Here is a 21,131-nt window from a genome sequence, read left to right on the forward strand (position 1 = left end):
GGGGCCTCAGCGCAGTGCCTGTACCTGGCGCTGCGCATCCAGCACCACCACCCGGTCGGCGAGGGCCGGCAGTGCATGCAGTGCCTGCCGGCTGACCCGCTCGAAGTACTGCACGAAGCGCTCCAGCTGCGGCCGGCTCATGCCATGCCGGCCGGGCTGGGCCGCCTGCAGGCTCTGCTCCTGCTGCCAGCGCCAGCGCGGTACCACCGAGAAGTCCGGCGGCTGCAGGAACCACAGGCGGTCACAGCGTTGCCACAATGCCGGGTAGTCGCGGCCCAGGGCCTGGTTGCACCAGTGGCGCCAGCGGCCATCGCTGTCGGCATCACGTTCAAGGGCGTTCAACGGCTGAGCCAGTTCGGATTCCTCCTGCGCCGGTGTGCCCAGGAACCAGCCTTCGAACACCAGCAGGTCCAGCGGCTTTTCCAGCCGTGGCCACTGCGCCTGTGGCAGGCGCTCGTCGGCCAGCTTGTCGAAGCGCGGCAGCGCCAGTGGTTCGCGCGCGGCGGCGGCATCGAGCAGCGCGTGGACCAGCGGCAGGTCGTGGGTGCCCGGCGGCCCCCGGGTGATCAACAGCGGATGGACCTGGCGTGCCAGCCGCTGCCGTTGCGCGCGGGTCAGGTAGACATCATCGATGGACAGCGTCGCGGCGTTCAGGCCCCGGTTCCGGGCGCGCGCCACCACCTGCTCGGCCAGCGTCGATTTGCCGCTCCCCTGCAGCCCGCTGATCGCCAATACTGGAACCGCCGCGCCGCTGCCCAGCGCATCATCCAGTGCCTGCTCGGCCAATGTTTCGGGAAATCCTTTCACCTGGGGCATATACGCAGCAGCGACCATGCCGCCACAATAGATCAATCCGTGTGAGAAGAACGCAATCATGAGCGACCTGTACGCCGAAGCCCTGTCCACGTTTGCGGCCCTGTTCGACGAGGCCAAACAGAGCCGCGAGGTCGAGCCCAACGCGATGACCGTGGCCAGTGCCGACCTGCACGGTCGTCCATCGGCGCGCACCGTGCTGCTGAAGGCCTTCGATGAGCGTGGCTTCGTGTTCTATACCCACCTGGACAGCCACAAGGGCCAGGAGCTGCGGGCCAATCCGCAGGCGGCCCTGCTGTTCCTGTGGCGCAGCCTGCGCGAGGCCGGCATCCAGGTGCGCATCGAAGGCCGTGTCGAACAGGTGGCCGATGCGGAAGCAGACGCCTATTTCGCCAGCCGTCCGCGCATGAGCCAGATCGGCGCGTGGGCCTCGCAGCAGTCGAAGACGCTTGCAACGCGCGAAGAGTTCGATGCGCGCGTGGCCGAGGTCGAGGCACGTTTCGAGGGCAAGGACGTGCCGCGTCCGGACGGCTGGAGTGGCCTGCGCGTGGTGCCCGACCGCATCGAGTTCTGGTACGGCGCGCAGTTCCGCCTGCACGAGCGGTGGTGCTATGAGGCCGGCGCCGAGGGGCGCTGGAGCAAGCACCTGTTGTATCCGTGAGCGGCTGCGCTGCCACGATCCGCCAGGCCACACCGGCCGATGCCGCTGCATGGTCGCAGCTGCGCGTGGGCCTGTGGCCCGACGCCGATGATCCACTGGAGGAGCTGGCGCAGTCGCTGGCCGATCCGGAAGGTGCGGTGTTCCTGGCGTGCGCGGCTGATGGTGAGGCGGTCGGTTTCGCCGAGGTGCGCCTGCGCCACAACTATGTGAACGGCACCGGTTCCTCGCCGGTCGGGTTCCTGGAAGGCTGGTATGTAACGCCGCAGTGGCAGGGCCGCGCTGTCGGCCGTGCCCTGCTGGCGGAAGTGCAGGCGTGGACGCGGGACGCGGGCTGCAGCGAGCTGGCCTCGGACAGCCGCCTGGAGGACGTAGAGGCGCACGCGGCACACCGCGCCTGTGGCTTTGAAGAGACCGAGCGGGTGGTCTATTTCCGCATGCAGCTGGACGCGGCCACGCGGGGGTAGTGCCAATCTTGGCTGGCGGCGCGCCGCGCGGTCCGCGCTGCGCCTGCCTACAGTCCTTCCGCGCGCAGCCAGCGCCACAAGGTGGTGCGTGACACGCCGAGCACCTGGGCCATGCCTTCGCGGTCATTGCGGTGTTCCTGCAGCAGCGCCTGCAGCTGGGCCCGTGCCGGGCGCCTGCCATTGCTTTCCAGCCGCAGGGACGGGGTGCTTTCGCGCGCCAGTTCCGGCGCCAGCTGCAGCAGGCGCCCAGCGTCGATCATCCCGTCTGCCGGCTGCCAGTGGATGCGCAGGCGGTCGACCAGATTGCGCAGTTCTCTCACATTGCCCGGCCAGTCGGCGGCACCCAGCACTGCCATCGCGTCCTGGTCCAGGGGGGCGTCGATACCGCGCAGCTGGCGGAAGAAGTGCCGGGTCAGCAGCGGGATGTCAGCGCGCCGGGCACGCAGCGGGGGCAGTGCGATGCGCAGTGCCGCCAGCCGGTAGTAGAGGTCGCGCCTGAAGCTGCCGGCAGCTGCGCGATGCTCCAGCGACTGCAGCGTCGCGGCCACCACCCGCAGGTCCACGGGTGTTGGTTCGGTGGCGCCGACGCGCAGCACTTCACGTTCTTCCAGTACGCGCAGCAGGCGGGTCTGCAGCGGCAAGGGCAGCTCGCCGATCTCGTCAAGGAACAGTGTGCCGCCATCGGCCGCTTCGACCAGGCCGACCCGGCCGCCACGACGTGCGCCCGTGAAGGCGCCATCGCTGTAGCCGAACAGTTCGGCTTCCAGCAGCGATTCGCTGATCGCGCCGCAGTTCAGCGCGACGAAACGACCGCGCCGGCCGCTGGCGGCGTGCAGTTGCCGTGCCACCAGTTCCTTGCCGGTACCGGTCTCGCCGGTGACCAGCACGGTGCTGTCGTGCGGTGCATAGAGCGCGATCTGTGCGCGCACCTGCGCCATCGCCTCGCTGTCGCCGAGCAGCGCGTATGCATCGCCGCGCGGGGCGGCACTGCGCCGCATGGTGGGGCGTGGACCCACCGAGCGTGCCAGGGTCTGGGTCAGTTCCAGCGCATGCTCGAAGGCCTGCCGTACCGAGTCGGCCGAATACAGCAGCACGCCCGGCAGCCCGGCCTGCTCGGCATGGTCGATGGCCATCCCGGTGCCGACGATCACTTCGATGCCGTTGGCACGCAGATCGGCGATGCAGTCGCGCGCATCTTCGCGGGTGACGAAGCGGCGGTGCTCGATATCCAGGCCGAAGCTCTGCTGGAAGCCGCTGAACACCGGCACGTCGCTGGCATGGGTGACCAGGCCGATGCGTGCGGCGATGCGGCGCGCGCGCGCCAGAGCCTCCATCAAGTCGAAGCCGTTGGCCTGGATCGGCACCAGCGGCAGGTCGAGCCGACTGCGCAGCCAGGCCGCGTTCGAGCCACCGGCAATCACCACGTCGCAGTGCTCGCGGCGCAGGCGTTGGCCGATCACCTCCACTGCCTCTTCGAAGCCGAGGTTGATCTGCTCGATGCGCGCGCGGCGGTCGAACTCGGGAATGACGTCACCCAGCAGGCCGGTCAGCCGCGAAACGCTGACCGTCCAGATCACCGGGCGACCGGGGTCGGCGTCGGCATGGCGCAGGGGCGAGCGGGGCAGGTACATGGGGCGGCCACCGGGACAGGAGTGTTTCATGATACATCTGTTTCAATGTTTCATATGTTTCATCGCTGTTAGCCGATCATGCCTTTGAAATCAATCGCTTGCAGCTTGGCATGGTGCTTGCGCCTACCCACCTGTTCCTCAACATGGATTGCCGCATGACCGCTTCCGCCCCTTCTTCCGCCGGTGCCCGCTTCCGCGAGGCTCTGGCCGCCGAATCGCCGCTGCAGGTGATCGGTGCGATCAACGCCAACCACGCCCTGCTGGCCAAGCGCGCCGGCTTCCGCGCCATCTACCTGTCCGGCGGTGGTGTTGCCGCAGGCTCGCTGGGCCTGCCGGACCTGGGCATCAACACCCTGGAAGACGTGCTGGTGGACGTGCGCCGCATCACCGACGTCTGCGACCTGCCGCTGATGGTGGACATCGATACCGGCTTCGGACCCAGCGCGTTCAACATCGCGCGCACCGTGAAGTCGCTGATCAAGGCCGGCGCGGCCGCCTGCCACATCGAGGACCAGGTGGGCGCCAAGCGCTGTGGTCACCGTCCCGGCAAGGAGATCGTTTCGCAGGGTGAGATGGTCGACCGCGTGAAGGCCGCCGCTGATGCAAAGACCGATCCGGATTTCTTCCTGATCGCACGCACCGATGCCATCCAGGTGGACGGCGTGGACAAGGCCATCGAGCGCGCCATCGCCTGTGTCGAAGCGGGCGCTGATGGCATCTTCGCCGAGGCCGCCTACGATCTGGACACCTACCGCCGCTTCGTCGATGCAGTGAAGGTGCCGGTGCTGGCCAACATCACCGAATTCGGTGCGACGCCGCTGTTCAGCCGCGACGAGCTGGCCTCGGCCGGGGTCGCCATCCAGCTGTTCCCGCTGTCGGCGTTCCGCGCGGCGAACAAGGCGGCGGAGAACGTCTACCAGGCGGTGCGCCGCGACGGTCACCAGCGCAGCGTGGTCGACGCCATGCAGACCCGCGAAGAACTGTACGACCGCATCGGCTACCACGCGTTCGAGCAGCAGCTCGACGCACTGTTCGCCGCCAAGAAATAAGCAGTACCCTGCACCATCAAGTTTTCGGAGGGAAACATGAACGATACGACCGCAACCCCGACCTTCAAGCCGAAGAAATCCGTCGCCCTGTCCGGCACTGCCGCCGGCAACACCGCGCTGTGCAGCGTCGGTCGCAGCGGCAATGACCTGCACTACCGTGGCTACGACATCCTGGATCTGGCCAACACCAGCGAATTCGAGGAAATCGCGTACCTGCTGGTGCACGGCAAGCTGCCGACCCGCGCCGAGCTGGTCTCGTACAAGGCCAAGCTGAAGTCGCTGCGTGGCATCCCGGCCGCGGTGAAAGCCGCGCTGGAAGAACTGCCGCCGTCGGCACACCCGATGGATGTGATGCGCACCGGCGTGTCGGTGCTCGGCTGCGTGGCGCCGGAAAAGGATGACCACAACCATCCGGGTGCACGCGACATCGCCGACAAGCTGATGGCCTGCCTCGGCTCGATGCTGCTGTACTGGTACCACTGGAGCCACAACGGCCGCGCCATCGACGTGGAGACCGATGACGATTCCATCGGTGGCCACTTCCTGCACCTGCTGCACGGCGAGAAGCCACAGGATTCGTGGGTGAAGGCGATGCACACCTCGCTGATCCTGTACGCAGAGCACGAGTTCAATGCGTCCACCTTCACCTGCCGTGTCATCGCCGGTACCGGCAGCGACATGTACAGTGCGATCTGCGGTGGCATCGGCGCGCTGCGCGGCCCCAAGCACGGCGGCGCCAACGAGGTGGCCTTCGAGGTGCAGAAGCGCTACGACAGCCCGGATGAGGCCGAAGAGGACATCAAGGCCCGCGTCGAGCGCAAGGAAGTGGTGATCGGCTTCGGCCACCCGGTGTACACCGTGTCCGACCCGCGCAACAAGGTGATCAAGGACGTCGCCCGTGAGCTGTCCGAAGAGCAGTCGAGCATGAAGATGTACGACATCGCCGAGCGCCTGGAGACGGTGATGTGGGACATCAAGAAAATGTTCCCGAACCTGGACTGGTTCAGCGCCGTCAGCTACCACATGATGGGCGTGCCGACCGCGATGTTCACCCCGCTGTTCGTCATCGCCCGCACCGCCGGCTGGAGCGCGCACATCGTCGAGCAGCGCATCGACGGCAAGATCATCCGTCCGAGCGCGAACTACATCGGCCCAGAAGATCGCGAGTTCGTGGCCATCGACAAGCGCGCCTGACCGCCGCGTGATCCCTCCATCCGGTCGGCCAGGTGCCGGCCGGATGCCTTCATTGCCGCTCGCCGGCATCCGGCCCGCCCCAAGCATTCCGCCAGCCCATGAATACCGATTACCGCAAGACCCTCCCCGGCACCCCGCTGGACTACTTCGATGCGCGCGCTGCGGTCGATGCGATCCAGCCCGGCGCCTACGCCACGCTGCCGTATGTCTCGCGCGTGCTGGCCGAGAACCTGGTACGGCGTTGCGATCCGGCGATGCTCACCGCCTCGCTGACGCAGCTGATCGAACGTCGCCGCGACCTGGATTTTCCCTGGTTCCCGGCGCGCGTGGTGTGCCATGACATTCTCGGCCAGACCGCGCTGGTGGATCTCGCCGGCCTGCGCGATGCGATCGCCGACAAGGGCGGCGATCCGGCCAAGGTCAACCCGGTGGTGCCGGTACAGCTGATCGTTGATCACTCGCTGGCGGTGGAGTGCGGTGGTTTCGATCCGCAGGCATTCGAGAAGAACCGCGCCATCGAGGATCGCCGCAACGAGGATCGCTTCCATTTCATCGACTGGACCAAGCGGGCGTTCCAGAACGTGGATGTGATTCCTCCGGGCAACGGCATCATGCACCAGATCAACCTGGAGAAGATGTCGCCGGTGATCTACGTGCAGGACGGCGTGGCCTTCCCGGATACCTGCGTGGGCACCGACAGCCATACGCCGCACGTCGATGCGCTGGGCGTGATCGCCATCGGTGTCGGCGGCCTGGAGGCCGAGAACGTGATGCTCGGCCGCGCGTCGTGGATGCGCCTGCCCGACATCATCGGCGTGGAACTGACCGGTCGGCCACAGCCAGGGATCACCGCCACCGACGTGGTGCTGGCCCTGACCGAGTTCCTGCGCAAGGAACGCGTGGTGGGCGCCTGGCTTGAATTCTTCGGCGAGGGTGCGGCCGCGCTGACCATCGGTGACCGTGCCACCATCTCCAACATGTGCCCGGAATACGGCGCGACCGCGGCGATGTTCTACATCGACGGGCAGACCATCGATTACCTGCGCCTGACCGGCCGCGAGGAATCGCAGGTGGCGCTGGTGGAGAACTACGCACGCAGCACCGGTCTGTGGGCCGATGCGCTGGCCACGGCGCAGTACGAGCGCGTGCTGCGCTTCGACCTGTCCAGCGTGGTCCGCAACATGGCGGGCCCGAGCAATCCGCATCGCCGCCTGCCGGTGGCCGAGCTGGCCGAGCGCGGCATCGCCGACGCAGCCAAGCTCGATGCCGGCAAGGCCGAGCAGCTGCGGGGCCTGATGCCTGATGGCGCGGTGATCATCGCCGCCATTACCAGCTGCACCAACACCTCCAACCCGCGCAACGTGATCGCCGCCGGCCTGCTGGCGCGCAAGGCCAACGAGCGCGGCCTGCTGCGCAAGCCGTGGGTCAAGTCGTCGCTGGCCCCGGGTTCAAAGGCGGTGCAGCTGTATCTGGAAGAGGCCGGCCTGCTGCCGGAGCTGGAAAAGCTCGGCTTCGGCATCGTCGCGTTCGCCTGCACCACGTGCAACGGCATGAGCGGTGCGCTGGATCCGGCGATCCAGCAGGAAATCATCGACCGCGACCTGTATGCCACGGCCGTGCTGTCGGGTAACCGCAACTTCGATGGCCGCATCCATCCTTACGCAAAGCAGGCCTTCCTGGCATCGCCGCCGCTGGTGATCGCCTATGCCATTGCCGGCACCATGCGCTTCGACATCGAGAAGGACGTGCTTGGCGTGGACGCCGACGGCAACGAGGTGCGCCTGAAGGACATCTGGCCGAGCGATGCCGAGATCGATGCAGTGGTGAAGGCGGCGGTGAAGCCCGAGCAGTTCCGCAGCGTCTACAACCCGATGTTCAACGTGCGCGTGGAGCAGGGTGCGGCGGTCAGTCCGCTGTACGACTGGCGCCCGCAGAGCACCTACATCCGCCGCCCGCCGTACTGGGAGGGGGCGCTGGCCGGTGAACGCACGCTGGCGGGCATGCGCGCGCTGGCGGTGCTGCCGGACAACATCACCACCGACCACCTGTCGCCGTCCAACGCGATCCTGGCCTCCAGTGCCGCCGGCGAATACCTGGCGAAGATGGGCCTGCCGGAAGAGGACTTCAATTCCTACGCAACCCACCGCGGCGACCATCTGACCGCGCAGCGCGCCACCTTCGCCAACCCGAAACTGTTCAACGAGATGGTGCGCAACGACGACGGCAGCGTGAAGCAGGGCTCGCTGGCGCGGGTGGAGCCGGAGGGCAAGGTGATGCGCATGTGGGAGGCGATTGAGACCTACATGGAGCGCAAGCAGCCGCTGATCATCATCGCCGGTGCCGACTACGGCCAGGGCAGCTCGCGTGACTGGGCGGCGAAGGGCGTGCGCCTGGCCGGCGTGGAAGCGATCGCGGCGGAAGGCTTCGAGCGCATCCACCGCACCAACCTGATCGGCATGGGCGTGCTGCCGCTGGAGTTCAAGCCGGGCACCACCCGGCTGACCCTGGGCATCGACGGTACCGAGACCTTCGACGTGGTGGGCGAGCGCACGCCGCGCGCCGACCTGACCCTGGTCATCCACCGCCGCGATGGGCAGGACATCATCGTGCCGGTCACCTGTCGCCTGGACAGCGACGAGGAAGTGGCGATCTACGAAGCGGGCGGTGTACTGCAGCGCTTCGCCCAGGATTTCCTCGAAGGTGCCCGGGTGGCATGAGACAACCGACGGCCCGGCAACGGGCCGTCTTTCATTGCAAGGAACCGTTCCATGAGCTTTCTTCCGCAACTCCGCATTGCCGCCACCTACATGCGCGGTGGCACCAGCAAGGGCGTGTTCTTCCGCCTGCAGGACCTGCCCGCAGCCGCACAGGTGCCGGGCCCGGCACGTGATGCGCTGCTGATGCGCGTGATCGGGTCGCCCGATCCCTATGGCAAGCACACCGATGGCATGGGCGGGGCCACGTCCAGCACCAGCAAGTGCGTGATCATCTCCAGTGCGTCCGTGCCCGATCACGATGTGGACTATCTGTACGGCCAGGTTTCGATCGACACCGCGTTCGTCGACTGGAGCGGCAACTGTGGCAACCTCAGCACTGCGGTGGGTCCGTTCGCCATCGCCAACGGCCTGATCGATCCGGCCCGGGTGCCGCGCGACGGCCTGTGCACCGTGCGCATCTGGCAAGCCAACATCGGCAAGACCATCATCGCCCACGTGCCGATGCGCAATGGCGAGGTGCAGGAGATCGGTGATTTCGAGCTGGATGGCGTGACCTTCCCGGCCGCCGAGATCCAGCTTGAGTTCATAGATCCCTCCGATGATGGCGACGCGGGCGCGATGTTCCCGACCGGCAACCTGGTCGATACCCTGGATGTGCCGGGCGTGGGCAGTTTCGAGGTGACGATGATCACCGCCGGCATCCCGACCATCTTCCTCAATGCGGCCGATCTGGGCTACAGCGGTACCGAGCTGCAGCCGGCGATCAACGACGACAAGGCTGCCCTGCAGAAGTTCGAGAGCATCCGTGCACACGGTGCGCTGCGCATGGGCCTGATCTCGACGCTGGAAGAGGCGGCGACCCGCCAGCACACGCCGAAAGTGGCGTTCGTGGCACCGGCACAGGACTATGTATCGTCCAGCGGCAAGGCAATCCCGGCATCGGCCATCGATCTGCATGCGCGTGCGCTGTCGATGGGCAAGCTGCATCACGCGATGATGGGCACTGCCGCCGTGGCGATCGGTACCGCTGCTGCGATTCCGGGCACGCTGGTCAACCGTGCCGCCGGCGGTGGCCAGCGCGAGGCGGTGACCTTCGGGCATCCGTCCGGCACGCTGCGCGTGGGCGCCCAGGCCGGTCTCGTTGACGGCCAGTGGACAGTGACCAAGGCCATCATGAGCCGCAGCGCCCGTGTATTGATGGAAGGCAGCGTGCGGGTACCGGCCGACACCTTGTAACGCGGGACCATGGCGGTAGCGCCGGGCCATGCCCGGCGAGCGCGGCAGGGCCCGCCCATGAACCGCCGGGCGTGGTCCGGCGTCAGCGGAGAACAGACGATGTCCGACAGCCACACCCCGTCCAACGAACGTGCCACGTGGGATGCGCTGCTGGAGGACATCGTCGATTACGTGCGCGACGTGCGCATCGACTCGCCACTGGCATTCCAGACCGCGCATTACTGCCTGCTGGATACCCTCGGTTGCGGCCTGGAAGCGCTGTCCTTCCCGGCCTGCAGCAAGCTGCTCGGGCCCCTGGTGCCGGGCATCAGCGTGACCAACGGCGCGCGCGTGCCGGGAACGCACTACGTGCTGGATCCGGTGCAGGCGGCGTTCAATATCGGCGCGATGGTGCGCTGGCTCGACTTCAACGACACCTGGCTGGCCGCCGAGTGGGGTCATCCGTCGGATAATCTCGGCGGCATCCTGGCCGTCTGCGATTGGCTGGGCCGCAATGCCGCGGCCCTGCGTCGTCCACCGCCGACCGTGCACGATGTGCTGGTGGCGATGATCAAGGCGCACGAGATCCAGGGCGTGCTGGCCCTGGAGAATTCCTTCAACCGGGTTGGGCTGGACCACGTGGTGCTGGTGAAGGTCGCCACCACCGCCGTGGTCGCCCGCCTGCTTGGCCTGGATCGCGAGCGCATGCTCAATGCGCTGTCGCTGGCCTGGGTCGATGGCCAGGCGCTGCGGACCTACCGGCATGCGCCCAACACCGGTTCGCGCAAGAGCTGGGCCGCCGGCGATGCCACCAGTCGCGGCGTGCGCCTGGCGCTGATGGCGGCCAGCGGCGAGATGGGGTATCCCAGCGTGTTGAGCGCTCCCACCTGGGGCTTCGAAGCGGTCTCCATGCATGGTCAGGCGGTGACGCTGGGGCGGCCGCTGGGCAGCTACGTGATGGAGAACGTGCTGTTCAAGATCAGTTTTCCCGCCGAGTTCCACGGCCAGACCGCAGTGGAGGCCGCGGTCGCGCTGCACGCGCAGCTGCGGGCAGGCGGGCGCAGCGTCGATGACATCGCGCATATCGCCATCCGCACGCAGGAGGCCTGCATCCGCATCATCGACAAGCGCGGCCCGCTGCACAATCCGGCCGACCGCGACCACTGCGTGCAGTACATGGTCGCCATCGCGCTGCTGCATGGGCGGCTGGTGGCTGAGGACTACGAGGACGATGTTGCTGCTGACCCCCGCATCGATGCGCTGCGCGCGCGAATGACCTGCCACGAAGACCCGCAGCTCAGCGCGGATTACCTGGACCCGGACAAGCGCAGTATCGCCAACGGCCTGACCGTCCGCTTCAACGACGGCAGCGAACTGCCGGAGGTCCTGGTCGAGTACCCGCTCGGCCACGCCCGGCGACGCGACGAGGGCATGCCCCTGTTGATGGACAAGTTCCGGCGGCATCTGGCCCATCGGTTCCCCACCACCCAGCAGCAGCGCATCCTGGCGGCCTCGCTGGACCCGGTGGCGCTGGCGGCCATGCCGGTGACCGACTACGTGGATCTGTACCGGCCGGGGTAGGGCGCGCCTTGGTAGTTGCAAACCTTGGTTGGCACGGGCCCAACGCCAACCAAGGTCGGCCGCTACCGGGACCGCCGGGCATGGCCCGGCGCTACCGTTCCGATGTATTCCTGCCGGATCCGCGCCAACACCTTGACGCGGCGCGCCTATAATGGCCGCCTCGATCAAGGAGTGACGACATGAGCGGTCCGGCACGGCGCAAGCGGTGGGGATGGGCGGCGGCGGTACTGGCAGGAGGCCTGTTGCTGGGTCTGGCCGGTTGCCGCAACGACAGCGGGCAGCTGCCCAAGGCCAGTGGCGAGGCCATTGCCACCCAGGCCGAGCAGGTGAAGGATTTCACCCTGCTGCGCGCCTACCCGGACCAGAAGAATGACGGCCTGTCGCTGGCGCTGGAGTTCTCGCGCCCGCTGGTCGGCACGCAGGATTTCGACACGCTGGTGCGCTTCGAGGAGAAGGTCGGCACCGACGACAGCAGCTGGACCCTGTCCGATGACGGACTGACCCTGCGCTATCCGTTCGTCGAAGCCGGCAAGGAGTTCAGCCTGGTGGTATCGCCGGACCTGCTGGCCGCCGATGGCAGCCGGCTGGGCAAGGAGCTGAAACAGAAGGTGTTCAGTGGCGAATTGAAGCCGGTGGCCGGCTTCGCCTCGCAGGGCAGCGTGCTGCCGGCCAAGGACAGCCGCGGCCTGCCGGTTGTCTCCGTGAATGTTCCCGAGGTCGACGTCGAATTCCTGCGCGTGCGCGAGAAGGATCTGCCGACCTTCTTCAGCCAGTACCAGCGTGGCGGCCGTCGTGGCAGCTGGGAACTGAGCAGCGACTACGAGCGCAGCCCGATCAATGCGTTGGCCGAGCCGGTCTACGTCAACCGCTTCATCCTCGGCGGCAAGCAGAACGAGCGGGTGCTGACCTACCTGCCAACCCAGGACATCAAGGAGCTGCAGGAGCCGGGCCTGTACTTCGCACTGCTCAAGCGCACGGGCGATTACGAGGGCGAGTTCGACACCGCGTTCTTCTCGGTCAGCGACATCGGCCTGCACACGCGCGCCTACAAGGACAAGCTGTTCGTCCACACCGCCGGACTGAAGGACGGAGCACCGCTGAAGAACGTCGAGCTGCGCGTGCTCGACGGCAAAGGCGAGGTGGTGCTCAAGGGCAGTACCGATGGCAACGGCAATGCGCTGCTGAACTACACGCTCGACGCCACCCACGTGCTGGTGGCCAGCAGTGGTCGCGACACCAGCTTCCTGCCCTTCAACCAGCCGGCCCTGGACCTGAGCGAGTTTGCCGTTGCCGGCCGCGACAATGCCTGGTTCGATGTCTACGCATGGTCCGGCCGCGACCTCTATCGGCCGGGCGAGACCGTGCGCCTGTCCGCGCTGCTGCGCGACAATGATGGCAAGCCGGTCAAGTCGCAGCCGGTGTTCCTGCGCCTGAAGCAGCCCGACGGCAAGACCTTCCGCGAGACCCGCCTGCAGCCGGGCGAGCAGGGCTACATCGCCTTCGAGCAGGTCATCCCGGCCGAGGCGCCGACAGGACGCTGGCAGGTGGAGTTCCGTACCGATCCGGCCAGCAAGGAAGCGATCCAGGGCATGACCCTGCGCATCGAAGAGTTCCTGCCCGAACGGATGAAGCTGGACCTGGACAGCCCGCAGAAGACGCTCAAGCCGGGCGAAGATCTTCGTCTGCAGGCCGATGGCGCGTATCTGTACGGCGCGCCGGCTGACGGCAACCGCTTCACCGCGCGCCTGGCCGTGGCAGCCGAACAGCAGCCGGTCGAGGGATTGCCGGGCTACTTCTTCGGCGACCCGACCCTGCAGCTTCCGCGCGAGGCCAAGGACGTGATCGACACGACGCTGCCGGCCAACGGCCAGCTGCGCGAGGACGTGACGCTGCCGGAAGAAGCGGCCAAGGCCAAGGCGCCGATCGCGGTGGTGCTGTCCGGCAGCCTGTACGAGACCGGTGGGCGGACCGTGACCCGCACCCTGAAGCGGGTGATGTGGCCGGCCAATGCACTGGTCGGCGTGCGTCCGCTGTTCAACCCCGACGATGGTGCCGACTCCAACAGCAACGCACGCTTCGAACTGGTGCGCGTGGACGCGGCCGGCCGGCCGCAGCCGGCCAAGGGCCTGAAGATCACCCTGGTGCGCGAGCTGCGTGACTATCACTGGACCTTCAACGACAACCGTTGGGACTACGATTTCACCCGTCGGTTCGAGAACAAGGAAACCCGCACGGTCGATGCCGGCAGCAGCGCGGTGGCGTTCGATGTCCCGGTCGAGTGGGGCGAGTACCGGGTGGACGTGTTCGATCCGGGCACCGGCCTGACCAGTCGCTATCCGTTCCGTGCCGGCTGGAGCTGGGGCGATGACAATCGCGGTCTCGATGCGCGTCCGGACAAGGTCAAGCTGGGCCTGGACAAGACCGGCTACAAGGCGGGCGACACCCTGCAGGTGACGGTGACGCCGCCGCATGCCGGCAAGGGCATCCTGATGGTCGAGACCGATCGCATGCTGTACGTGCAGGACATCGACGCCAAACCCGGTGCCACCTTCAACATCCCGGTCACCGCTGACTGGGAGCGCCACGATGTCTACATCACCGCGCTGGTGTTCCGGGGCGGCAGTGCGCCGAGCAAGATCACCCCGGCGCGCGCTGTCGGCGTGGTGCACGTACCGATGGACCGCAGGGGCCGCACCGTGGCCGTCGGCCTGGTGGCGCCGAAGCAGATGCGCCCGGAACAGGATCTGCCGGTGACGGTCAGCGCACCGCAGCTGGCCGGCAAGGCTGCGCACGTCACCGTGTCGGCGGTGGATGTGGGCATCCTCAACATCACCCGTTTCCCCGTGCCCGATGCCGGCGCGCACTTCTTCGCCCAGCGCCGCCTCGGCATCGATGCCTATGACATCTACAGCCGGGTGATCGAGAGCTTCGACGGCGGCGCCGGCAAGCTGAAGTTCGGCGGTGACATGGCGCTGCAGTCCCTGCCTCAGGCCAAGCGGCCGACCGCGCGCGTGCAGACCGTGGATCTGTTCTCCGGCCCGGTACAGCTTGATGCCAAGGGCAATGCCCGCATCCGCCTCAAAGTTCCGGACTTCAACGGCACGCTGCGCGTGTCGGCGCTGGTGTACAGCGATGACCAGTACGGCAAGCGCGACGTGGAAACGGTGGTGCGTGCACCGATCCTGGCCGAGGCCAGCATGCCGCGCGTGCTCGCCCCGGGCGACCGCAGCACCGTGACGCTGGATGTGCAGAACTTCACCGGCAAGCCGGGCCAGTTCAACGTGCGCGTGGACAGCGAGGGACCGCTGGCCCTGGGCGAGGGCAGCCGCAGCGTGCAGCTCAACGCCGATGCGAAGACCACGCTGAGCTTCCCGCTGTCGGCACGCGAAGGCCACAGCGTGGCCAAGGTGCGGGTGCGGGTGGAAGGCAATGGCTTCAAGGCCGACCGCCGCTACGACCTGCCGGTGCGTGCGGCATGGCCGCAGGTGCTGCGCTCGCAGGTCCGCACGCTCGACCCGCTGGCGGCGGTCAGCCTCGACAGCGGTCTGGCCGATGGCCTGATGTCCGAGTCGGTCAATGCGCGCCTGCTGGTCAGCCCGCTGCCCCCGATTCCGTTTGCCAGTGCTCTGCAGGGCGCGCTGAATTACCCGTATGGCTGCGCCGAGCAGACCACCAGCAAGGGCTACGCTGCGCTGATCCTGGATCAGGCCACGTCGTCGATGCTCGGCGCAGACGGCCTGGATGCCAAGACCCGCCGCGAACGCATGGAGGGCGCGTTCGGCCGCCTGGCGTCGATGCAGGTGGCCAACGGCAACTTCTCGATGTGGGGCGACGATGGTTATGTGAACCCGTGGCTGACCCCGTACATCGCCGAGTTCCTGCTTGATGCCCGGGATGCCGGCTTCGCCGTACCGGACAACGTGCTGCAGAAGGCACTGAACCGTCTCAGCGAGGATCTGCTGTCCGGCGGCAACCCGTTCTACGGGCAGGACGAGCGCGAGAAACTGAAGTTCGCCAACCAGGCGTATTCCGGCTACGTGCTGGCCCGGGTCAACCGTGCGCCGCTGGGTACGCTGCGTACGCTGTACGACAACGAGCGCAGCAAGGCGGTTGGCGGCCTGTCGCTGGTCCACCTGGGCGTGGCGCTGTCGCTGCAGGGCGACGCCAAGCGTGGCCAGGCCGCGTTGGAAGCTGCCTTCGCCAAGTCCAGCAGCGAGCGCCCGTCGTACTTCGGCGACTACGGCAGCGCGATCCGTGATGATGCGCTGATGATCGCGCTGACCCACGAGAACAAGCTGGCGAAGCCGGCATGGGATGCGCGTGCGGTCGATCTCGGCCGCGGCCTGGATGCGCGCCGCAACGCCGGCTGGATGTGGCTGAGCACGCAGGAGCAGGTCGCCATTGCCCGCCTCGGCAAGGCGCTGGCGGCCAACCAGAAGGCACTGGTGGCCGGCGAGCTGGTGATCGGTGGCAACAGTGAATCGATCAGCGAGCGCAAGCTGTTCGGCCGCACCTTCAGCGCCAGCGAACTGGCCAGCGGAGTGCGCTTCACTCCGCAGGGCCAGCCCCCGATGTTCGCCAGCATCGATGTGGCGGGCATCCCGCGCAGTGCGCCCGCGCCGGACAACAGTGTGATCGGTGTCGAGCGCAGCTACTTCGGTACCGACGGCAAGCCGTGGTCGCCGCGCCCGCTGAAGGAAGGAGAAGCGCTGATCGTGCGGGTCACCGTCAGTGCCGACACCACCATGCCGGATGCGCTGCTGACCGACCTGCTGCCGGCCGGCCTGGAGATCGAGAACTTCAACCTGGGCGATGCCAAGCAGTGGGCGGACGTGGTCGTCGATGGCATCACCATCAGCGACCGCGGTGACGCGGCCGATACCAAGCATGAGGAGTTCCGCGACGACCGTTACGTGGCTGCGCTCAAGCTCTCGCGCGGCGGAAAGGCCAATGTGTTCTACCTGGTGCGTGCGGTGACCCCGGGCACCTACTCGGTGCCGCCGCCGCTGGTGGAAGACATGTACCGGCCGCAGCTGCGTGGCGTCGGCCGCAGCAACCCGACCACGATCACGGTGGTGCAGCCGTGACCGCGCGGACGGGCCGCGACGGCGCGGCCCGTCCTGCTGGCAACCTGCAATGAAGAACGCGATGACGACCCGGCGGGCGGACCTGCGCCGCCGGCTGCGGCCGCTGTGGCCGTGGCTGCGCTGGGGAACGGCGGGTCTGCTGACGCTGCTGCTGGTACTGGACGTCGTTTTCCCGCCGCCACTGCCGAAGCAGCGCGACACCAGCACCCTGGTGGTGGCTGCCGACGGCACGCCACTGCGTGCGTTCGCCGATGCCGAGGGCGTGTGGCGCTATCCGGCCTCGATCGACAGCGTCTCGCCGTTGTACCTGCAGGCGTTGTTGACCTACGAGGACCGCTGGTTCTGGCGCCATCCGGGCATCAACCCGCTGGCGATCCTGCGTGCCGGCGGCCAGCTGCTGCGCGGCGGCCGCATCGTTTCCGGTGGCTCGACCCTGACCATGCAGGTGGCACGCATCCTCGACCCGCATTCGCGTACCCCGTGGGGCAAGCTCAAGCAGGTGCTGCGGGCCCTGCAGCTGGAAGTGCATCTTTCCAAGCGGGAGATCCTGGCCCTGTATCTGGAGCGTGCGCCCTACGGCGGCACCATCGAGGGCGTGGAGGCTGCCAGCTGGGCCTACCTGGGCAAGCCGGCCGCGCAGCTGTCACATGCCGAGGCCGCGTTGCTGGCGGTGCTGCCACAGGCACCCAGCCGCCTGCGCCCGGACCGCCATCCGGAAGCGGCGCAGAAGGCACGTGACAAGGTGCTGGCACGCATGGCCGAACGGGGGGCGTGGACACCGGATGAGGTGGAGGATGCACGCATCGAGAACGTGGTGGCGCGGTCGCTGCGACCGCCGCTGCATGCGGCATTGCTGGCGCAGCGGCTGCATGCGGCACACCCCGGCCAGGCGCGCATCCGGAGCAGCATCGACATCGGCCTGCAGCGTACACTGGAAGAGCGCGTGGCCAGCTATTTCTCGAGCCTGCCGGAGCGGACGTCGGCGGCATTGCTGGTGGTCGACAACCAGACCCTGCAGGCGCGCGCCTACGTGGGAACGCTGTCCTTCGGCGACCGCCAGCGCCTGGGCCACGTCGACATGGTGCAGGCCTGGCGCTCGCCGGGTTCGACCCTCAAGCCGTTCCTGTACGCGATGGCGCTGGATGACGGCCTGATCCACTCGGAGAGCCTGCTGGTTGACGCGCCGCAGAGCTTCGGCAGCTACCGCCCGGGCAACTTCGACATGGCGTTCAATGGCCCGATCGGCGCCTCCAGTGCGTTGCGTCTGTCGCTCAACGTACCCTCGGTGGACCTGCTGCAGCGGGTCGGCGCCGCGCGCTTTGCCGCGCGCCTGTCACACGCCGGCATCCAGCTGCGTTTTCCCGCGGGCAGCCCCCCCAATCTCTCGCTGATACTCGGTGGCACCGGCGCGAGGCTGGAAGATCTGGTCGGGGCATTCGCCGCACTGAACCGCAACGGTATCGCCGGCCGCGTGCGCTACACCGATGACGAGCCGATGATCGAGCGGCGGCTGGCGTCGCCGGGGGCGAGCTGGATCGTACGCGAGATGCTGGAGTCGAACCCGCGTCCGGGGTATGGCGTGGGCACCTTCGATGTGGGAGGGCGCCCCCGCGTTGCCTGGAAGACCGGGACCAGTTACGGCTACCGCGATGCCTGGGCCATCGGCAGCACGCGGCATTACACCGTGGGCGTATGGGTGGGGCGGCCCGACGGCACGCCCCTGCCGGGCCAGTACGGCGCGGTCACCGCGCTGCCGCTGATGTTCGAGGTGGTCGACAGTCTGCCGCGCCAGCGTGGCGATTCGGCGGCGGCACCGATGCCGGCCAGCGTCAGCCTGGGCGACATCTGCTGGCCGACCGGTGAACGCGCCGAAGGATTGCCGCCGGCCGTGTGCCAGCGGCGGATGCCGGCGTACCTGCTCGACGGCGCCGTACCGCTCACGTTCCCCGAGCGCGAAGCCCGGCGTTGGCAACCGGGCCGTCAGCGCTACCTGGCAGATGCACGCACCGGTCTGCGCGTCTCGGCCGATTGTCGTCTGCCCCATGAGGAGGTGGCGCGCGAAATCGCCCGTTGGCCGGCGCTGCTGTCGCCGTGGCTGCCGAAGGCGACCCGGGAGCTGTCGCAGCTGCCGGCGCTGTCACCGGACTGCCGCGACGATGGCCGTGAGGCCAGCGTGGCGCTGCACGTGGACGGTCTGAATGACGGGGCCACGCTGGCGCGCGCGCCCAATGCCGAACACGGCGTGCGCCTGCAGCTGCGCGCGCTGGGCAGCGAGCAGGCAGTGGACTGGCTGCTGGATGGCCGCTGGATCGCACAGACCCGGGGATCTCAGCTGATGCAGCGCGAGTTCGCCGAGCCGGGCGCCCATACGCTGACCGCACTGGCCGCCGATGGCGCATGGACGCAGGTGCGTTTCAACGTCCTCCGGTAGGTGCCGGCCCCGGCCGGCACGCGATATCCGATACGCGCAGCGCTATTCCCCGATCCACCCGTCCAGCAGGTCGGCGAACTCATCGGCGTGTTCTTCCTCCTGCGCCAGGATCTCCTCGAGGATGCGCTTGGTGGTCGTGTCGCGATCACCGATGAAGTCGATCATCTCGCGGTAGCTGTCGATGGCGATGCGTTCGGCGACCAGATTCTCGCGGACCATGTCGCGCAGGTCGCTGCCCTCCTTGTACTCGGCATGCGAACGCGCGCTCAGCGTGTCCGGATTGAGGTCCGGCTCGCCGCCGAGCTGGACGATGCGTTCGGCCAGCTTGCCAGCATGCGCCTGTTCCTGCTGCGCATGCTCAAGGAACTCGGCCTTGACCGCATCGGCCAGCATCCCCTTGGCGGTGAAGTAATGCCGGTAGTAGCGCAGCACGCAGACATACTCGGTGGCGAGGGCGTCGTTGAGCAGCTTGATCACGGCCTTGCGGTCGGCACTGTAGCTTTCGGTGATCGCGCCATCTTCAAGATTGCGCCGCGCGCGTTCGCGCAGGACCTTGCGGTCGCTGATGCCGGGAAGCGGGTTGGCAGACGTGTTGGCGTTGGCTGGCGTATTGGACATGGCTGGCCGTTTCCTCTTGCGGTGGAAGATCAGGTGGGCAGGTGCTCCAGCACGTACTCGGCCGAGGACACTTCGAACTGCCCGGGCTGCTCGATCCAGGCCGCGCGGACGACGCCGTCGTCCACGTACAGGGCAAACCGGCGCGAGCGGATGCCCATGCCCGAAGCACTGGCATCCAGTTCCAGGCCCAGCGCGCGGGTCAGTTCGGCATTGCCGTCGGACAGCATCAGCAGGCCCTCGGGTACGTGCTGGTCAGCGGCCCAGGCCTTCATCACGAACGGATCGTTGACCGCCATGCAGTAGACCTCGATGCCGCGCTGGCGGAACGCCTCGAACTTCTCGACGAAGCCGGGCAGGTGGCGGGCCGAGCAAGTGGGGGTGAAGGCGCCGGGCACGGCGAACAGCACCACTTTGCGGGCGTCGAACAGCGAGTGCGTATCGAGCGTCTCGATGCCCTCGCGGATGCGCTTGAGGGTCACTTCCGGAATGCGGTCGCCGACATGGATGGTCATGATGGACTCCTTGCTGGGGCAGGCTAGTGGGCGGGATGGGACAGGGGCGTCAAGACATTGGAAACCCCGCGTGCAGGCCCCATCTTCAGGGGGCACGCGCCAGGGTTCCAACCACAGCGTGGCGCAGGCCGATGGCAGGCGCATTGCGCAGGATCAGTCGGCCTCACCGGGGCCGCACGAGGGGCGGCGTAGCATCGCCGGCGCGTAGAATGAACCCGGGGCGGCGCCACCGGCGCGGCCGAAGCGAATCGAGGTAGCTGGATGGAATTCAAGGATTACTACGCCACCCTGGGGGTGGAACCGAGTGCGGGTGATGCGGAGATCAAGACCGCATACCGCCGGCTGGCACGCAAGTACCACCCGGACGTCAGCAAGGAGGCCGGGGCCGAAGACAGGTTCAAGGCGGTCAATGAAGCCTATGAGGCGCTGCGCGATCCGGAAAAGCGCGCGGCCTATGACCAGCTGCGCGCGCAGGGCTACCGGCCGGGCGAGGAATTCAATGTGCCGCCGAACTACGGTGGCGGTGGCTTCAATTTCGAGGAAGTGTTCGGCGGTGGTGGCCCCAATGGCGGCTTCAGCGACTTCTTCGAGAGCCTGTTCGCCCGCCAGCGCGGTGGCCAGGGACCGGGCGCGGGATTCAGCAGCCAGGGGCATGCACCCAACCGCGATACCCGCGCCAAGCTGTCGGTGCCGCTGGAGGCCGCCTACAACGGCGACAGCCTGCGCATCACCGTCAACGGCAGGCAGCTGGATGTGCGCGTGCCCAAGGGCATCCGTCCCGGCCAGGTGATCCGTCTGGCGGGGCAGGGCAACCACGGTGGCAACCTGCTGCTGGAGGTGGAGTACGCCGCACACCCGCAGTTCGAGGTCGATGGCCGCAACATCCTGTATTCGCTGCAGGTCACGCCCTGGCAGGCGGCGCTGGGCACCAGCATCAGCGTGCCCACGCTGGGCGGCGCGGTGGAGCTGAAGATTCCGGCCGATTCCGAAGCCGGTCGCAAGCTTCGCCTGCGCGGCCGCGGCCTGCCGGGCAATCCCGATGGCGATCAGATCGTCGAGCTGGAGATCATTGCCCCGGCCGCCACCGACGAAGCGCAGAAGAAGGCATACCGCAACCTGGCCAAGGCCTTCGGCGAATCAATCTGACGTCCTGTGCAG

At 67.6% G+C, this 21,131-nt stretch carries 14 protein-coding genes; 10 read left to right on the plus strand and 4 right to left on the minus strand.

Going from position 1 to position 21,131, the window contains the following annotated elements; genetic code table 11:
* Positions 1-6: 6 nt before the first annotated feature.
* Complete coding sequence (locus N5J29_RS10650; protein ID WP_111186370.1) at positions 7-834, minus strand: kinase; 828 nt, start codon at positions 832-834, stop codon at positions 7-9.
* Between the two features lie 40 nt (positions 835-874).
* Here N5J29_RS10650 and pdxH point away from each other — a divergent pair, with 40 nt between their 5' ends.
* Together pdxH and aacA are read left to right on the plus strand one after the other, a co-directional pair.
* Positions 875-1,474 carry a pyridoxamine 5'-phosphate oxidase gene (pdxH, locus tag N5J29_RS10655; protein WP_164151578.1) on the plus strand — a complete coding sequence of 200 codons (600 nt, stop codon included), beginning with the start codon at positions 875-877 and terminating at the stop codon, positions 1,472-1,474.
* Positions 1,471-1,938 (plus strand): aminoglycoside 6'-N-acetyltransferase, encoded by a 468-nt coding sequence (aacA, locus tag N5J29_RS10660; RefSeq protein WP_164151580.1) that lies wholly within the window; start codon positions 1,471-1,473, stop codon positions 1,936-1,938. The genes pdxH and aacA overlap by 4 nt, the downstream gene beginning before the upstream one ends.
* A 47-nt stretch (positions 1,939-1,985) precedes the next feature.
* Here the strand turns inward: aacA and prpR are convergent, their stop codons facing one another.
* Positions 1,986-3,569: a propionate catabolism operon regulatory protein PrpR gene (gene prpR / locus N5J29_RS10665; protein WP_111186368.1), complete on the minus strand. Its 1,584-nt coding sequence runs from the start codon at positions 3,567-3,569 to the stop codon at positions 1,986-1,988.
* A gap of 155 nt (positions 3,570-3,724) precedes the next feature.
* Between prpR and prpB the strand changes: the two genes are divergently transcribed.
* The 7 genes from prpB (at position 3,725) to pbpC (ending at position 18,843) form a co-directional block, all read left to right on the plus strand.
* Positions 3,725-4,618: a methylisocitrate lyase gene (gene prpB / locus N5J29_RS10670; protein WP_053518670.1), complete on the plus strand. Its 894-nt coding sequence runs from the start codon at positions 3,725-3,727 to the stop codon at positions 4,616-4,618.
* A gap of 36 nt (positions 4,619-4,654) precedes the next feature.
* The gene (gene prpC, locus N5J29_RS10675; protein WP_053518648.1) at positions 4,655-5,812 is read left to right on the plus strand and encodes a 2-methylcitrate synthase; all 1,158 of its coding nucleotides are present in this window, start codon (positions 4,655-4,657) and stop codon (positions 5,810-5,812) included.
* A gap of 98 nt (positions 5,813-5,910) precedes the next feature.
* The gene (gene acnD, locus N5J29_RS10680) at positions 5,911-8,529 is read left to right on the plus strand and encodes a Fe/S-dependent 2-methylisocitrate dehydratase AcnD (protein ID WP_164151582.1); all 2,619 of its coding nucleotides are present in this window, start codon (positions 5,911-5,913) and stop codon (positions 8,527-8,529) included.
* Between the two features lie 51 nt (positions 8,530-8,580).
* A complete protein-coding gene (prpF, locus tag N5J29_RS10685) occupies positions 8,581-9,765 on the plus strand; it encodes a 2-methylaconitate cis-trans isomerase PrpF (RefSeq protein WP_053518644.1) in 1,185 nt (394 codons plus the stop codon).
* Between the two features lie 99 nt (positions 9,766-9,864).
* The gene (locus N5J29_RS10690) at positions 9,865-11,325 is read left to right on the plus strand and encodes a bifunctional 2-methylcitrate dehydratase/aconitate hydratase (RefSeq protein WP_164151584.1); all 1,461 of its coding nucleotides are present in this window, start codon (positions 9,865-9,867) and stop codon (positions 11,323-11,325) included.
* A gap of 179 nt (positions 11,326-11,504) precedes the next feature.
* Positions 11,505-16,412, plus strand: coding sequence for an alpha-2-macroglobulin (locus tag N5J29_RS10695; RefSeq protein ID WP_193396763.1), 4,908 nt, complete (start codon positions 11,505-11,507; stop codon positions 16,410-16,412).
* Positions 16,413-16,461: 49 nt separating this feature from the next.
* Positions 16,462-18,843: a penicillin-binding protein 1C gene (gene pbpC / locus N5J29_RS10700; RefSeq protein ID WP_164151588.1), complete on the plus strand. Its 2,382-nt coding sequence runs from the start codon at positions 16,462-16,464 to the stop codon at positions 18,841-18,843.
* A gap of 42 nt (positions 18,844-18,885) precedes the next feature.
* On the opposite strand, the gene N5J29_RS10705 is transcribed toward pbpC, so the two are convergent.
* Both N5J29_RS10705 and N5J29_RS10710 read right to left on the minus strand, forming a co-directional pair.
* The gene (locus N5J29_RS10705) at positions 18,886-19,461 is read right to left on the minus strand and encodes a ferritin-like domain-containing protein (protein WP_164151590.1); all 576 of its coding nucleotides are present in this window, start codon (positions 19,459-19,461) and stop codon (positions 18,886-18,888) included.
* 29 nt (positions 19,462-19,490) lie between these two features.
* Complete coding sequence (locus tag N5J29_RS10710; protein ID WP_065182640.1) at positions 19,491-19,973, minus strand: peroxiredoxin; 483 nt, start codon at positions 19,971-19,973, stop codon at positions 19,491-19,493.
* Between the two features lie 261 nt (positions 19,974-20,234).
* Here N5J29_RS10710 and N5J29_RS10715 point away from each other — a divergent pair, with 261 nt between their 5' ends.
* Positions 20,235-21,119 carry a DnaJ C-terminal domain-containing protein gene (locus N5J29_RS10715; RefSeq protein WP_164151592.1) on the plus strand — a complete coding sequence of 295 codons (885 nt, stop codon included), beginning with the start codon at positions 20,235-20,237 and terminating at the stop codon, positions 21,117-21,119.
* The last annotated feature ends 12 nt before the right edge of the window (positions 21,120-21,131 follow it).

The sequence above is a fragment of the Stenotrophomonas sp. GD03680 genome, from assembly GCF_029844625.1.
GTDB lineage: Bacteria > Pseudomonadota > Gammaproteobacteria > Xanthomonadales > Xanthomonadaceae > Stenotrophomonas > Stenotrophomonas maltophilia_P.